Origin of the sequence: Arthrobacter sp. NPDC056886 (genome assembly GCF_042788715.1) — a bacterium.
Lineage (GTDB): Bacteria > Actinomycetota > Actinomycetes > Actinomycetales > Micrococcaceae > Arthrobacter.
The window spans coordinates 189,687-204,960 of record NZ_JBHUBT010000003.1 but is presented as its reverse complement, the minus strand read 5'-3'; the positions used below and the strand labels follow the sequence as shown (position 1 = coordinate 204,960).

Annotated in this window: 12 protein-coding genes; 3 read left to right on the top strand and 9 right to left on the bottom strand. The window is 68.0% G+C overall.

Features of this window, described 5'->3' with window-relative positions; all coding sequences use genetic code 11:
- Window positions 1–101: 101 nt before the first annotated feature.
- From ACFRJ8_RS06715 to galU, 3 genes are all read right to left on the bottom strand, one after another.
- Complete coding sequence (locus tag ACFRJ8_RS06715; protein WP_377985345.1) at window positions 102–839, bottom strand: hypothetical protein; 738 nt, start codon at window positions 837–839, stop codon at window positions 102–104.
- A 403-nt stretch (window positions 840–1,242) separates the two neighbouring features.
- A complete protein-coding gene (locus tag ACFRJ8_RS06710; RefSeq protein ID WP_277522389.1) occupies window positions 1,243–1,863 on the bottom strand; it encodes a GNAT family N-acetyltransferase in 621 nt (206 codons plus the stop codon).
- Between the two features lie 5 nt (window positions 1,864–1,868).
- Window positions 1,869–2,786 carry a UTP--glucose-1-phosphate uridylyltransferase GalU gene (gene galU / locus ACFRJ8_RS06705; protein WP_377985344.1) on the bottom strand — a complete coding sequence of 306 codons (918 nt, stop codon included), beginning with the start codon at window positions 2,784–2,786 and terminating at the stop codon, window positions 1,869–1,871.
- Between the two features lie 105 nt (window positions 2,787–2,891).
- Here galU and ACFRJ8_RS06700 point away from each other — a divergent pair, with 105 nt between their 5' ends.
- The 3 genes from ACFRJ8_RS06700 (at window position 2,892) to ACFRJ8_RS06690 (ending at window position 4,971) form a co-directional block, all read left to right on the top strand.
- Window positions 2,892–3,515, top strand: coding sequence for a 5-formyltetrahydrofolate cyclo-ligase (locus ACFRJ8_RS06700; RefSeq protein ID WP_377985343.1), 624 nt, complete (start codon window positions 2,892–2,894; stop codon window positions 3,513–3,515).
- A gap of 153 nt (window positions 3,516–3,668) precedes the next feature.
- Window positions 3,669–3,923 (top strand): FmdB family zinc ribbon protein, encoded by a 255-nt coding sequence (locus tag ACFRJ8_RS06695; protein ID WP_090575512.1) that lies wholly within the window; start codon window positions 3,669–3,671, stop codon window positions 3,921–3,923.
- A 160-nt stretch (window positions 3,924–4,083) separates the two neighbouring features.
- Window positions 4,084–4,971: an RcpC/CpaB family pilus assembly protein gene (locus tag ACFRJ8_RS06690; RefSeq protein ID WP_377985342.1), complete on the top strand. Its 888-nt coding sequence runs from the start codon at window positions 4,084–4,086 to the stop codon at window positions 4,969–4,971.
- A 99-nt stretch (window positions 4,972–5,070) separates the two neighbouring features.
- Here the strand turns inward: ACFRJ8_RS06690 and ACFRJ8_RS06685 are convergent, their stop codons facing one another.
- The 6 genes from ACFRJ8_RS06685 to ACFRJ8_RS06660 form a co-directional block, all read right to left on the bottom strand.
- Complete coding sequence (locus ACFRJ8_RS06685) at window positions 5,071–9,297, bottom strand: AAA family ATPase (protein ID WP_377985341.1); 4,227 nt, start codon at window positions 9,295–9,297, stop codon at window positions 5,071–5,073.
- A gap of 297 nt (window positions 9,298–9,594) precedes the next feature.
- Window positions 9,595–11,184 carry a glutamine-hydrolyzing GMP synthase gene (gene guaA / locus ACFRJ8_RS06680; protein ID WP_377985340.1) on the bottom strand — a complete coding sequence of 530 codons (1,590 nt, stop codon included), beginning with the start codon at window positions 11,182–11,184 and terminating at the stop codon, window positions 9,595–9,597.
- 171 nt (window positions 11,185–11,355) lie between these two features.
- A complete protein-coding gene (locus tag ACFRJ8_RS06675; protein ID WP_377985339.1) occupies window positions 11,356–11,865 on the bottom strand; it encodes a DUF3817 domain-containing protein in 510 nt (169 codons plus the stop codon).
- The gene (locus tag ACFRJ8_RS06670) at window positions 11,862–12,794 is read right to left on the bottom strand and encodes an SURF1 family protein (protein ID WP_377985338.1); all 933 of its coding nucleotides are present in this window, start codon (window positions 12,792–12,794) and stop codon (window positions 11,862–11,864) included. Before ACFRJ8_RS06670 ends, ACFRJ8_RS06675 begins: the two co-directional genes overlap by 4 nt.
- 83 nt (window positions 12,795–12,877) lie before the next feature.
- Window positions 12,878–13,366, bottom strand: a complete 489-nt coding sequence (locus tag ACFRJ8_RS06665) for a PTS sugar transporter subunit IIA (RefSeq protein WP_018773745.1) — start codon at window positions 13,364–13,366, stop codon at window positions 12,878–12,880.
- Window positions 13,367–13,455: 89 nt separating this feature from the next.
- Complete coding sequence (locus ACFRJ8_RS06660; RefSeq protein WP_377985337.1) at window positions 13,456–15,207, bottom strand: glycerol-3-phosphate dehydrogenase/oxidase; 1,752 nt, start codon at window positions 15,205–15,207, stop codon at window positions 13,456–13,458.
- Window positions 15,208–15,274: the final 67 nt, after the last annotated feature.

Here is a 15,274-nt window from a genome sequence, read left to right as displayed (position 1 = left end):
GCTACCGCAACGAAGCCCGCCGGCGATGCTGCGGGGAAACGAAAACCCCGGGCGGCCATTGCTGGCTGCCCGGGGCGAAATCTCCGGAAGAACAGACCGGATCAGGCGCGTCGCCGCTGGAGGACATCGTCCAGGTTGCTCAGGGCGCTCTGGGCCTTGCTGAGCTGCTTTGACTCTGAATCGTCGGCGGTCTGCGCATCCGACGCGGCCGGCCGCCCGGAGGCCTGCTTGAGGGACGGTTTCCCGACGGCCTTCGGCGCCTCAGGAAGGTCAAGGGGCATGGGAGCTGCGCGTTCGGCCTTGGCCGCTTCGACGTAGGTGGGCTTGGGAACCTCGACGGGCTCCCAGCTGGAGCCCTCCGTAGCTGCCGCCGTTTCGGCAGCCACAGCCGCCGAGGTATCCCCCGAGGCTGCCGCTTCTGCGAGGGCGGCCTGGCGGAGCTCCAATGCGGTCAGCGGCTTCGGCGCCGGCTCGGGCGTGACCCGGCCCGCTTCCGCGTCGAAGAGCGGGCTTTCAGGCCGGGCACCGGGAGAGCCGGCAGGAAGGGAGGGGACCTGCTCGGGCGCTGAGGGCCGCGCAGTGGGGCGTTCCGGGCTGCCCATGGCGGCACGGAACGCGGCGTTCATTTTTCGCCGGCGGTCGCGGACCGCGAGGCGGCGGAGCAGCGCCACGGCGGCGACGGCACCCAGCAGGGCCACGGCCGGGAGCCAGCCCGAACCGATCCCGAAGAGCCGAAGGGCCGCGGATACGACTCCCGTGAGGAGGGACAGAAGTCCGGCGACCGCCAGCACCAGCCGTCCCCATCGAATCCGGAACGTCGGGGAAGTTGCCGCAGACATCGGATTCCCTCCAGACGTGGCCGAGGTGCTGGTACCAGGACCTGGAGTGCCGCCGGCCGGTTTTGCGCGCTGGGTGCTGATCATGGGTTTCTCCTGCTGCGCTGCCATTTTCATAACCTTCCCCGCATGTGGATCTGCTGGTTCCATGTCTATGACGTCCGCCAGAAATTCGCCTGCAGGCTGCAACTGGTGACGCCCGTTCCGGAGAACGTAGGGCGCCACCCACACGATCCAGAGCGCAACAGCAATGACAAGGATCACAGAGCTGCTAAGAGGGAAGTCCACACTCAAAACCGTATGAGGTATATGGGGTGCTGCCCCGCATTGTCAGAGGTGTGTCGCGCGCGCGGCGGCCACTGGTAGGCGTCGGGGCGTCGTGGCTGGTCAGGCGGCCATCACCGGCTCAGCCCTGGCGGGTCCTCAGCCACCGTGCGAGGAGGCCTTCCGGCACTTCCTCAGCGGTGAGCGCGAAGGTACGGTGGTCCGCCCATTCCCCGTTGATGTGCAAGTACCTGGGCCGGAATCCCTCGTCGCGAAAGCCGAGTTTCTCCACCACCCGCAGGCTCGGCGCGTTCTCCGGCCTGATGTTGATCTCCATGCGGTGCAGGCCAAGGGTGCCAAAGCAATAATCCGTGGCCATGGCCACGGCGGTCGGGGCAATCCCCCGGCCGGCTCGCTCCTTGTCGACCCAATAGCCGAGCGTCGCCATCATGGCCGATCCCCACACGATCGAGGACACCGTCAGCTGCCCCACGATCACCGGGGCCTGGTGGCCGGGCGTCCATTCCGCGATCACGAAGGGCAGGGCAGTGGCCTGCGCGGCCTGGGCCTTGAGGGAGCGCACCATCTGCCGGTAGTCGGGCAGGCCGCCGCCGGGGACCGGGTTTGATGCCTCCCAGGGGGCCAGCCATTCGCAGTTACGGGACCGGAGTGCAGTCCACTCCTTCCGGTCCCGGTACCGGATCGGGCGCAACACGATGTCGCCACTCTCCAGGGTCACCGGCCAGGTGAAGCTGCCCCCCACGGGAGTTACTTTGCGAGGCTGGGGGCCAGCGTGGAGGCGAAGCCGGGCAGCCATTCGCGCAGGCCCGGGCCGAGGTCCTCACTGTCGCAGGCGAGCTGGACGCAGGCCTTGAGGTAGCTGAGCTTGTCGCCGGTGTCGTAGCGGCGGCCGCGGAAGACGACGCCGTACACGCCGTAGCCCTCACCGGTGCCGGCCGAGAGTTCCTGCAGCGCGTCAGTCAGCTGGATTTCTCCGCCACGGCCGGGCGCGGTGCGCTCAAGGACTTCAAAGACGGCCGGGTGCAGCACATAGCGGCCAATCACGGCGAGGTTGGACGGGGCGTCCTCGACGTCGGGCTTCTCCACGAGCTGATTGATGCGGACGTAGTCCTCACCGCCGAGCGCCTCGACGTCGGCGCAGCCATAGGCGCTGATCTGGGACGGATCCACCTCGATCAGAGCGACCACGGACCCGCCGGTCTTGGCCTGGACCTCGATCATGGTGCTGAGCAGCTCATCGCGGGCGTCGATGAGGTCATCGCCCAGGAGGACGGCGAACGGCTCCTGCCCGACGTGCTGCTTGGCCCGGAGGACGGCGTGGCCGAGGCCCATGGGATCGCCCTGGCGGACGTAGTGGATGTCACCGAGGTTGCTGGCGGCCTGGATGGACTCAAGCTTCGCCGTGTCGCCCTTCGCCTCGAGGGTGGCCTCCAGCGCCGGAACGCGGTCGAAGTGGTCCTCCAACGCCCGCTTGTTGCGGCCAGTGATCATCAGAATGTCGTTCAGGCCGACATTCACGGCCTCCTCAACGACGTACTGGATGGCCGGTTTGTCAACGACAGGCAGCATTTCCTTGGGCATGGCCTTCGTCGCCGGAAGAAACCTGGTACCAAGGCCCGCGGCGGGGATGACGGCCTTACGGACGGAAGCGTTGGGTGTATTCACTCGACTAATCTAACGGAGGGACCAATCATTGCGTAATTTTTAGTCGAACCTTCCCGCGGCCGTCCCCGGCGCGTCGCGGCCGCTAGAGGCAGAGGACGGGCCAGCATGGCGTCAAAAGAGGAAATACGCTCGAGCCACAGGGCAAGGCGTTCCGCACTCCCGCTGGCCGCACAGGATGCCGCCGCGGCGGGCATCGCCCGCCATGGGCTCCAGTGGGCCTCCGGACTGGCCCGCGGCCGGCGGGCCATCTTCGCGGCGTACCTCGGGGTTGGCGCCGAACCGCCCACGCTGCCGCTGCTGACTGCCCTGACCGGCGCCGGGCACCGGGTGCTGCTTCCGGTTTGCGAACCCGAAATCGAGCTCAGCTGGGTGTACTGGACTCCGCAGTCCGATTTTGTCCGCAGCCGGTACGCGCCCATCCAGGAGCCTGTCGGAGACCGCCACGGCACCGCCATAATGCGCGACGCCACCGCAATCATCCTCCCAGCCACCGCCGTGGATTTCTCGGGCAACCGGATCGGACAAGGCGGCGGCTACTACGACAAGTTCCTTGCCGCCCTGGCCACCCTGTCCCCTGCGGCCGGCGAGGCGTCCGACGCCGCGGCGCTGCCGACTGCCGCCGTCGTCTATGACACGGAGGTGCTGCCCGCGGGCAGCATTCCCGCTGAGTCGTTCGACCGGAAGGTCGACGCCGCCCTGACGCCGGACGGGATCATCCGGCTGGGCTGATGCCGCCCGGCTGATAGGGGTCCGGGCCAAGGTGATAGAATTAGCACTCAGGCCCTGCGACTGCTAAGGGCGGAACCGGTCGATAGACATATCGGCAGTGATCCGGCTCGGCAGCACGGGACCTGCTCGTTTGCCCCAGAGTGAGGATTTCCAGTGCCCACGTATGCATACGCCTGCAAGGACTGCAGCCACGCCTTCGAGATCGTGCAGTCATTCAGCGACAACTCCCTGACGTCCTGCCCCGAGTGCCAGGGCACGCTGCGCAAGAAGTTCAACAGCGTCGGAGTAGTGTTCAAGGGCTCCGGCTTCTACCGCACCGATTCGCGCGACGCCAAGGGCAGCACCGTTTCCCCGGCGCCTGCAGCTCCGGCCGCCACCCCCGCACCTGCACCCGCCGCCGCGGGCTAACAGAGCCGGCTTAGGGCGGGCCAACAGATCCCGGGCCGCCAGTGGCTGCTGCTTGGGCGGCGGCCGGCTGAGGCAGGGTAATTCTTGAGCCTGCTGGCCGTTGTCCACATAGGCGATTCCGCCGCTCCCGCCGATGCGTCCGGGTCCGTAGCGTGGCGGCATGGATCTTTCACTCTCCACGGCTTCCCCGACTTCGCTCTGGACGTCGTACCCGGCTTCGTTCCGGGTTTCGTCCCTGCCCTCCCGCCCAATGCCTGTGGAGGGCTCCGGCCGCTGGGCCCGTGCGGTGTTCCGCCCCGCCAACGTTCCTGCCGCCACATTATCCGCGGCTGGCCGGCCGTTCCGGAACCGGAACCGTCGTACGGATGCCCGCCGGCAGCGGCCGCCCCGCGGTCGTCCGCCGCAGCACCGCGTGCGCGGCTGGTTGAACCGGAACCGGCGGCTTATCGCGGCCCTCCTGTTCTGCATCCCCGCAGGCCTGACGGTTCAGCAGCTAACTCCCGCGCCCGCTGACAGCGTCGTTGCCTTCGCAGCAGCGGCAGATCTTCCTGCCGGGAAGACCCTGGTACCCGGCGATGTCAGCAGCGTCAGCGTGCCGCCGGGCCTCGTGCCTGTCGGCAATCCCGACACCGAGGCCGCGTTCGAAGGCAAACAGCTGGCCGCACCGCTTCGCCGGGGCCAACTCCTCACCGACGCCCAGATCCTGGGCCCGGGCCTGCTCGCGGGAAGCCCGCCCGGCTCTGCGGCCGTGCCGCTCAGGATGGCGGATCCGGCCTCCGTCCAGCTGGTTTCCCCCGGGCAGCTCGTCAACGTGGTGCTCACCGCCGGCAGCGGCCTTGACCGGGCCGGCGAAAGCCAAATCTTGGCCGAAGCCGTTCCGGTGCTCTGGACGTCAGTGCCGGGCGGCAAGGCAGGGCCGTGGCCCGCCACCGCGGAGACTGACGGGCTGGTGGTGGTAGCAGCGGCGGCCGATCAGGCACGAAGACTGGCGGGCGCATCTACCCAAGGCAAGCTGTTCTTCGTGCTTGTGGCGGCCGCGCCGGGCTAGAGGCCGGGGAGCCCTCAGGCGGTCTAGGGCCCGGGCAGTCCGCGCCGACGGTTGCCGCCGGCAGCATTGCCCGCAAGCGCAGCGCCGCCCGTAACAACGTCAGCCCCAGTGCGGAGGCTTCTGCTCCTGGAGCCACGCGTCATGATCGTAATTGTCAGGCTGGTCACCCCAGCGCCGGGGGTCGTCTTCCGAAGCTTTCTTCGGCAGCACGCCTTCGGGGACGGCGGCCTGCGCCTCCGAACGGCGGGACGCCTCCGTGGCCGCGCCCTGGCCGGGCCCTTCTCCGGCCAGCTCGTCGGACTTCGGCTCAGCGGTTCTGGGCTCAGCGCCTCCGCTCGCGTCGCGCTCGTCGGGGCCGGTGTTGCCGGTGTTGTTGGTGTTGTCTTGGATGTCGCCGTCCGCACTCATGCTGCCGGCCTCCTTACTGCCTGTATTGCCTGTCATTTCTGGTGCTGGTTCCTGCCGGCGCGATTCCTGGCCCGCAGTTTCATGGCCCCGGAGCACGTGTGCCGCGGGTTCGTCCGCCAGGTGGTGCTCCGCGGCCCGCGCCTCGTCAATCGCCAGGTGCTCGATGTCGTCGTCAAAGAACCCGTGCGATGTCCGGAGCCGGCTGGAAACGGGAGGCTTCTCCAGCCCGAGGTAGCCGCCAATCCGGTCGGCGCAGGCCGAAGGGTCGGTGAAGACCTCTATGGTCCATAGTGGCATGTAGCGCCAGCCAAGCCGTTCCAGGAGCTGGGGCCGGAGCCGGCTCCGTTCCCGGACGCTCATCCGCCGGTACTGGCCGGTGCCATCTGACTCGATCGCTACCGGACGGGGAATCTCCGCATCGTCCTGGCCGATCGTCGTCATGGGATCGGCTGCCGCCACCATGTTCAGGACGCCGTCGTATTGGTGCCACACCCGTGCCCCACGGGCGCGGAGCCGGTCGCCCAGGTCGGCCACCAGCGGATCGGCGCCGAGCGCCTGCTCGCTGGCCGCGGCCCGGGAGGCGGGGCTGCCAAGATCTGTATTGCCCGCGATCTCACGGTCCAGCAGTTCGTAGAAGTCCACGGCGCCATGGCTGAGGCGGCTAACATCGAGGTCTTCGGGGCGGAAGCAGCTGAGCACGTGCAGGGAACGGCGGGCACGCGTCATGGCCAGTGCGAATTTGGCCCGGCCCCCTTCGGCGGAGAGCGGCCCGAGGCTGTGGAGGGTGCGCCCATGCGGAGTGCGGCCGTAGCCCGGCGAGAAGATGACGTGGTCACGGACCAGGCCCTGGGCCCGTTCCAGATCCACCACGCGGAAGGACTCGTCCCCGGCCGTGAAGAAGCTGCCGAGCATGGGGTAGTTGGGCAGCTGCGCCCTGATGGCCTCGCCAATCCGGGCGGCGTGGCGAAGGCTGCCGGTCACCACGGCCAGCGAAGTCCGGGGCCGGAGTCGGGCATGCTCGAAGACGAGTTCCACCGCGCGGTTCACCTCGGCAACAACCGATTCGACGCCGTCGTGGTCGGCGCTGGGCAGCCCCGTGCCATCGGGGAGGTACTCCACGCTGAGGGTGCGGTCCAGGCCCGTGGCGGATTGTCCTTCAGGGAGCCTGGTAAGTTCCCCGCCGTAATAACCCTTGCTGAGCTGGCGGACCAGGTCTTCATCGACCGCACGGTAGACGGTCCTCAGGTTCCGGACCGGAAGCACGGCGGAGAGTGCCCGGTACGAGCTCTCGACGCTTTGGTAGGAGCTCTCCCCCGCCGCGAGCCGTTCGACGCCCACGGTAAAGGTCCGGGGGCTGGCGATCTGTTCGTCGCCGAAGGCGATGACCTGCCGGGAGCGGGCGATGGCCGGGAGGACCGCCTGCAGCGAGGTGGTCTCCGCGTCCAGGATCACGACGGCGTCGAAGGTCTGCTCGATCGGCAGGAGGCCGGTCAGGAGGTAGGGGCTGACGGACCAGACCGGCACGAGGGTGGGCAGCAGCTCCTGCGCCTGGCCGCTCAGGGCTGCCAGGGTCACCCGGCCGTCCTTGAGCAGGCTGCGCAGCAGCTCGGCCTGGCGGGGGTACGCCGCGATTGCCGCACGCCAGCGCTCGGACAGGTTCCATCGCAGCCGCGCAGCGCCGCTGGCGATGTGGGCGTTGTCCGCGAGACGGTACTCGGCCTCAAGCTGGCGCAGGGCGTCGCCGTCGGACATGGCGAGGTAGTCGTCGCCGCTGATCATGGCTTCCAGGGCCGACTGCCACCAGGCCAGCTCCAGCTCGGCGGTCACGGAACGTTCCGGGACCTCGCGCTCGGCAAGGTCGGCGAGGAGCTCTCCGAGGCCGTGCTCACGCATGCTCTCGACAAGCAAGGTTCGCTCCGGCAGGGTTTCCAGGGTCGCGGTGTCGGCGACGAGCCGCCGCACCCGGGGCAGGAGTTCATCGTACGGCGCGCGGTCCAGGTCACCGCCGGCGGGGGTGTGCTTGACCGCCTGGCCCAGTTCGGCCAGTTCAGCAGCGAGTTCCCGGTACAGGCCCGAGATTTCGGCCAGCCCGGACGGCACGGCCGGGTGCCGCTGCGTGGTGGCGTAGCCGGACCAGGCGGCGCGCTGCTCCTGCACGAGGACCAGGGAACTGTGCAGGTCCGCGATGTGCACGCCGGGCCGGACGTACTCCTTGGCTACCCTGCGCAGGCGTGAGCGCTGCATGGACGGCATCTCGATCCCGCGTTCCCTGCGCCAGCTGGAGGACGCCGTGGCGGAGATCAGATCATGGACGGGCCGGTCAAAGATGTCGGGAGTGAACTTGTCCAGGCTTTCGCGGACGGCCACGAGCAGCTCGATCTGCTCGCCCCATTCGGCGAAGGTCCCGCCGAGCCGGATCTCTGCGTGTTCCGCCACGGCGTCCATGCGGCCGCGCAGCAAGGGCAGTTTCTCTGCCACGGACTGGGCGACGTTCTGCGCTTCCTGCGTCTCCTTGCGCGTGAGCAGGCGCGCGCCGTGCCACGGACTGGTGGTCGACGCGCGGCTGAAGCTGCCGAGCTCGGCAGCGCGGCGGAGCCGGCCGGCGAGCTCCTCGCGGTCGCGGATGTTGTCCAGCACGCTGCGCTTGAGCCGGACCGTCGTCGCCGGCGCCGGCTGGATGGAGGTCAGCTCCGCCAGCGACTGCATGGCCTCGTACGGCGAACAGCCCCAGCGCGCCCGGACGTTGTGCAGGGAGGCGACGTGCTCCATCAGGGCGTGGCGGTGCCCGGTCAGAGTGGCGTGCAGGTTGCTCAGCTGCGGCTGGAGCGACTTCTCGTTGCGGACAATCGCCCGGACCAGTTGGCCCTTGAGCTGCAGCGGGCTGGCGTTGCCGGTCAGCTGCAGGAGCACGGAATCGAGGCCAAGGCCATCGAGCTGTGCGGAGATCTCGGTGAGGCTGGCCCGCCTGTCCCCCACCACCAGGACGGATTTCCCCTCGTCCACGAGGGCGCCGATGGTGTTGATGACGGTCTGGGTCTGGCCGGTGCCCGGCGGGCTGCTGACCACCAGCGAGTCGCCGGCGCGGACGGCGTCGATGACATACTGCTGGTCCGTGTCGGCGTCGAGCAGTAAGAGCTCCTCGGCGGGGTCCCGCTCATCCGTGCTGGGGAAGCGGCCGGGCACCAGTGCGGGCACATCGACCCGTTCGCCGGAACCGGACCGTGCCAGCGCGGTGACAATGGGGTTGTTCTGGTTGATCCACGGATCATCGAGGTTGCCGGAGAGGTCGGAAAAGGTGGAGACGAGCAGGTTGTGCTCGATCTCCGCGCCGTGGATCGGCTGGACCAGGGTGCCCAGGCGGTCCAGGACGGGCTGGGGGTCATAACGGGCCGTGCTGTACGCCATCCGCGTGACCGCGTTGACGTCAAAGACGATCCCGTGGACTGACTTGAGGTGCCGGACCAGTGCCGGATTGATCTGCGCCTGTTCGGTGAGTTGCAGTTCGTAGTCGTCCTCGCCGGGGCGCACCGTGAGGGAAATGGCGGCGAGCATGACCGGGGCCGAGATCCGTTGCGGTTTGCCCCCGACGGCAGACGTCCAGACGACCGTGCCGGCGGAGAAATAGCCTGCGTCGATGCCGCGGTCATTGGCGAGTTCGAAGATCTTGGAGCGCAGGTTGCGCGATGCCCTGGCCGCCACGACGTACTGCTGGCGGTCGCGGATCAGGGTGGAGAGCCGGGTGCGCCGGCCTGCCATCAGCTGGGCAAGCCCTGACGGATGGGCATGTGTGAGGTCGATCGAGCCTTCGGGCGTCTTGGTGAAGCGCAGCATGGTGTCTGCTCCGGTGACGGGCTTGAGCCCCGACAGCCATTTCCTGAACTCCTCGGAGCCCTCGGGGTGGCCTTGACCAACTGACACTGCTGCCTTCTTTTCTGTGCTCGACTTCTCTGTGCCGGACCGTGGCGGGCTCGACTCTGGCGCGTTCGACGTATCAACGCTCGTCTGTGTTGCGTTCGCGCTTTCCCTGACCGCGTGGTGTGTGCTCGCGGTTGTCTGGCTGGCGCGGGACGCCTTGGACCATACCGGCATGCTTTCGAGGGTAGCCCGAATCCCCCGCAGGTGCGGGGCCGCAACACTGGGCGGTGCGAAATTCAGCTCGAATTGTCAGGAAGAAAAATGAAATGGCCAGCCTCGAAAGGCCGGCCATTCACATTGCTATTCCCACTCGATGGTTCCCGGCGGCTTGCTGGTCACATCCAGCACCACGCGGTTGACGCCGTCCACCTCGTTGGTGATCCGGTTGGAAATCCGGGCCAGGAGATCGTAGGGCAGCCGCGACCAGTCGGCGGTCATGGCGTCCTCGGAGGACACGGGGCGCAGGACAATCGGGTGTCCGTAGGTGCGGCCGTCGCCCTGAACGCCGACGCTGCGGACGTCCGCCAGCAGCACCACGGGCATCTGCCACACTTCGTCATCCAGTCCGGCGGCGGTCAGTTCGGCGCGGGCGATCCCGTCGGCCTTGCGGAGCAGGTCCAGGCGTTCCTGGGTGACATCGCCGACGATCCGGATGCCGAGGCCCGGGCCGGGGAACGGCTGGCGTCCGACGATTTCCTGCGGCAGGCCGAGCTGCGCACCGACCGCGCGGACCTCGTCCTTGAACAGGGCGCGCAGCGGCTCAACGAGTTCGAACTGCAGGTCCTCGGGGAGCCCGCCCACGTTGTGGTGGCTCTTGATGTTGGCCGCACCTTCGCCGCCGCCGGATTCGACGACGTCCGGGTACAGGGTGCCCTGGACGAGGAACTTGATCTTTTCACCGTGTGCCGCTGCTTCGGCGATGATCGCCAGTTCGGCTTCCTCGAACGCGCGGATGAATTCGCGGCCGATGATCTTGCGCTTGGTCTCGGGGTCGCTGACGCCGGCAAGGGCGCTCAGGAAGCGCTCCTGCTCGTTGGCGACGTAGAGCTTGACGCCGGTGGCGGCCACGTAGTCACGTTCGACCTGTTCGGCTTCGCCCTCGCGCAACAGCCCGTGGTCCACGAAGACGCAGGTCAGCTGGTCGCCGACTGCGCGCTGGACCAGGGCTGCGGCCACTGCCGAGTCGACGCCGCCGGACAGGCCGCAAATGACCCTGGAGTCGCCGATCTGGTCGCGGATGCGCTGGACCTGTTCTTCCAGAATGTTGCCGGTGGTCCAGTTCGGTTCCAGCCCGGCGCCCTTGAAGAGGAAGTTTTCCAGGACCTGCTGGCCGTAGGCCGAATGCTTGACTTCGGGGTGCCACTGGACGCCGTAGAGGCGCTTGTCCTCATTGGCGAACGCGGCGACGTCGGCGCCCGCCGTCGTCGCGAGGACCTCAAAGCCCTCGGGCGCTTCATGGACGGAGTCGCCGTGGCTCATCCAGGTGCTCTGGTGCTGGGGCATGCCGGCCAGGATGGAGCGGCCCTCGCCCAGGGTGGTGGTCTCGGTGGCGCCGTATTCACGGAGCCCCGTCTGGGCCACCTTGCCGCCGAGGGCGTTGGCCATGGCCTGGAAGCCGTAGCAGATGCCGAAGACCGGGACACCGGCCTCGAAGAGGTCGGCGCCGACGCGGGGGGCGCCGTCGGCGTAGACGCTCGAGGGGCCGCCCGAGAGGATGATCGCGGCGGGGTTCTTGGCCAGCAGCTGCTCGGTGCTGTAGGTATGCGGAACCACTTCCGAATACACATTCGCTTCCCGGACGCGGCGGGCAATCAGCTGCGCGTACTGGGCACCGTAGTCAACAACCAGGACGGGCCTGTGGGACGTCTGGGATGCAGAGGGAGTAGTCACCCCACTAGCCTACTTTGCACCGCTGCCCGCCCGCACATTGAGAAGCCGGCGCGGGCCCCGAATCACGGGCGGAGGTAAGCGAACTCACACGCCCGACGGCGGCTGCCGGCGTCGTGTCCCCCTTCAGGACCGCGGGGTTCAGGACCGCCGGCGTTCAGAACCGCCGGGGGCTTAGTACCTCTGCGGAGCCTGCGGGTTCGCTGCGAGTTCGGCCTCGACCTCTGCGTGGAACTTCTTCTCGACGAAGAAGGACAGGAATGGCACGACGCCGCCCAGGGCCATAACCACGAGCTTGGTGAACGGCCAGCGCATGAGCGACCAGAGCCGGAAGTTGGAAATCAGGTACACGACGTACATCCAGCCGTGCACGATCAGGACCGTGATGGACAGGTTGACGCCCCCGATCACTCCGGGAGGCTCGGCGTCGGCGAATCCGAAGCCGAACGGCTGGCCGGTGACGGCGTTCGTGCCGCCGGCGAAGAGGTACTGCCCGAAGCCGTACCGGGCGATCAGTTCGGCGCAGAGCAGCAGCAGCATGGTGCCGGTCAGGTAAGCGAGCACCTTGTAGAACTTCAGGGCGGACCGGATTTGGGCCTCGGTGCCGCCGAAGCGGCGCTTCTTGCCGGCCTTCCCCGTGCCGTTGGTTGTCTGCGGCTGGATGGCTGGCTGGGGCTCGATCATGATTGCACTCTCGGGTTTGTGGGGTGGGGGGCTGTGGGATGCGGGTCGGTGGCCTGTGCGCCGGCGTGGGGTTCGGCCGAGTGGGGTTCGGCCGCATGGGTTTCGGGCGTGTGGGGTCCGGCGCGGGGCTCGTCCCCGGCCAGTTCCTCGTCAAGCTCGTCTTCGAGGTCCCGGCGGTAGTCGTCCTTGACCAGCCGCCACCAGATGAACAACGCGAAGCCGGCAAAGACCACCCATTCCACGGAATAGAACAGGTTCAGCCAGTTGAGCTGCTGCGCGGGCGGCTGCGGGCCGATCCGGAGCGGTTTGACGGCGCCGCCGGCGGCGGAGGGCCCGACGTCGGTGCCGCCGGACAGTTCGGTCCTCGCGGCGACAAAGCCCGGGTAGCTGCTGACGTTCCAGTCGTTGATGAGCTCGGCCACCGAGACGGCGCTGGCACGGCCGGGCCCTGGATCGGTCTGCGGCAGCGGGGACTCGGAGGGCAGCAGCCGTCCGGTCAGTTCTATGGTGCCCGACGGCGGCGCCACGGCGTCCGCGGGATCCGCCACCCAGCCGCGCGCGACCGGAATCCAGGTCTGCGGCGTGGCCCCGCCGCCCAACAGGACCGGGGCATCCTTGACCGCGAAGGCGGAGACGATCCAGTAGCCCTTCGCCCCGTCGTTGAGCCGGCCCGCGACCAGGACCTGCTTCTGGGGATCGTAGGTGCCGGTGGCGGAGACCATCTGGTCGGCCACCGACCCGGGGAAGAATCCACCCGGTTGCAGGACCGCGGTGAGCTGGCGCGTCTCCTCCGTTGTGGTGGAAACCGGGGCTTCCGCCTGCGTTGAACGGCCAAACTGCCACTGGCTGAGCAGCACAAAGACCCCGGAAATGGCGATCGCGAACACGAGTCCTGCGATCCAGCGGGGTTTGAGGGCAGTTTTCAGCACCTCTTAACCGTACTTCGTCCCTGTGTAGAACAGCGAAACGGGCCTCCGAAAGGGCCTGCCCCCTACAGTGGGCAAGCCGATTTTTAGTGGTCGAAGAACACCAGACTCGAATTGATGAGTTCGGCGATCACTTCGGCGTCGTAGGCGCGCCGGAGCGACTCGCGGAAGGACTCCTTCGACAGTGAGCGTGCCAGTGTCGCGAGCACTTCGAGGTGATCGGAAAAGGAGCTCGCCGGGGTGGCGATGAGCAGAATCACAGTGGCCGGGCCGTCCGCTGCGCCGAAGTCCAGCGCCCTGCCGTACTTCGTGATGCCGACCGCGATGGAGGTCTGGGAGACCAGCTCGCTCCGGGCGTGCGGCAGGCCCACACCGCCGGGCAGGCCGGTGGCGAGCTGGTGCTCCCTGGCGTTGACCTGTTTGAGGAATCCCTCCAGATCGGAAATTCGTCCGGCCGCGTGCATGCGCTCCGCGAGCTGGGATGTGGCGTCGAGCTTGTCCGTGGCATCCATTTCGAGGATCACCATCTCGGGTGTGGTGAGCTCGGCGTCGTACCGGTCCAGTGGTTCCGCCAAGAGATGTCCCTTCGAAGTGGCGTCAGTGCACGCCGGCCGGCAGTCCAATGACTAGCGTTGTAATCTGCACTGCCGGCCGGCGCTGCGTCTCAGCGCAGGGGCACGATGTCCTCCACGCCCAGCCGTGCGGCGTCGGCGGATTCGTCGTCCGGCTGCTGCTGGCTCAGGCGCTCGGCATCAACCCGGGCCAGATAGTGCTTGATTTCGCTCTCGCGCTGCGCATCACTCCAGCCGAGAACGTCTCCCATTAGTTTAGCGACTACGGGAGCGGCGGACACACCGCGGTCCCACGCCTCGATCGAAATCCGGGTGCGGCGGGTCAGGGCGTCCTGGATATGGCGGGCGCCCTCGTGCGTGGCCGCGTAGACGGCTTCGGCGGCCAGATAGTCGTCCGCGCCCGGCAGCGGCTCGGCCAGTTCCGGGTTGTCGGCGATGAGCGCCAGCACCTCCGGCGCCATGGCACCGTAGCGGTTAAGCAGGTGTTCGATCCGGGCCACGTGGACGCCGGTCTCCTCCGCCATCCGGTTCCGCTGGTTCCACGCTGCCTTGAAGCCGCTCGCCCCGAGCAGCGGAATGGACTCCGTGCAGCTGGGCGGGACGCGCTCGTCCATGCTGCGCGTTGCCTCGTCGACGGCGTCCTTGGCCATGACCCGGTAGGTGGTCCATTTACCGCCAGCCACCACCACCAGGCCCGGTACGGGGTGGGCCACCACGTGTTCCCGCGAGAGTTTCGCGGTGGAGTCGCTTTCCCCGGCCAGGAGCGGACGCAGCCCCGCGTAGACGCCCTCGACGTCCTCTCGGGTCAGCGGGCGCTTGAGGACCTTGTTGACGTGCTCCAGCAGGTAGTCGATGTCCTTGCTGGAGGCCGCGGGGTGGGCCTTGTCGAGGTGCCAGTCGGTGTCCGTGGTTCCGATGATCCAGTGCCTGCCCCAGGGGATCACGAACAGGACGGACTTCTCGGTCCGCAGGATCAGCCCCACCGTGGACTGGATCCGGTCGCGGGGCACCACGAGGTGGATGCCCTTGGAAGCCCGCACCTTGAGTTGCCCGCGGTCCGTCACCATCGCCTGGGTTTCGTCGGTCCAGACTCCGGTGGCGTTGATGACCTGCTTGGCCCGGATCTTGAAGCTGGAGCCGTCCTCGTGGTTGACCACCTTGGCGCCGACCACGCGCTCGCCTTCGCGCACGAAGTCCACAACCGACATCTGGTTGACCGCGTGGGCGCCGTAGTGCGCCGCGGTCCGCACGAGGTTGGCGACGTACTTGGCGTCGTCGACTTGCCCGTCGTAGTAGCGGATGGAGCCGACGAAGGCGTCGTCCTTGAGGCTGGGGGCAGCGCGCAGGGTTCCGCGCCGGGTCAGGTGCTTGTGGAAAGGGACGCCGCGGCTGTGCCCGCCGGTGATGGACATCGCGTCGTACAGGGCGATCCCGGCGCCAATGTACGGCCGTTCCAGGAACGGCTTGTGGAGCGGGTACAGGAACGGGACCGGCCGGGCCAGGTGCGGTGCCAGCACGGAGAGAATCAGGCCGCGTTCGTGCAACGCCTCCTTGACCAGGCCGAAGTCGAGCATTTCGAGGTAACGGAGGCCACCGTGGATCAGCTTCGAGGAGCGCGACGACGTCCCCGCGGCCCAGTCATTGGCCTCGACGATGCCGACGCTGAGCCCGCGGGTGACGGCGTCGAGGGCGGCACCGGCACCCACAATGCCTCCGCCAACGATCAGGATGTCGAGCTCTTTGCCGGGGGCGGTGCTGTCCCTGAGCACCGCGATTGAAGCCTCGCGTTCCGCAGGCCCAAGGGCACCTCCGGCCACGGCAGAACCGCCGGGAAAACTGTTCATGTCACGCCTCCATCCGGGTCAAACCTCGTTAGGGCACCAGACTACGTCCAAGTTTCCCGGATGGGCA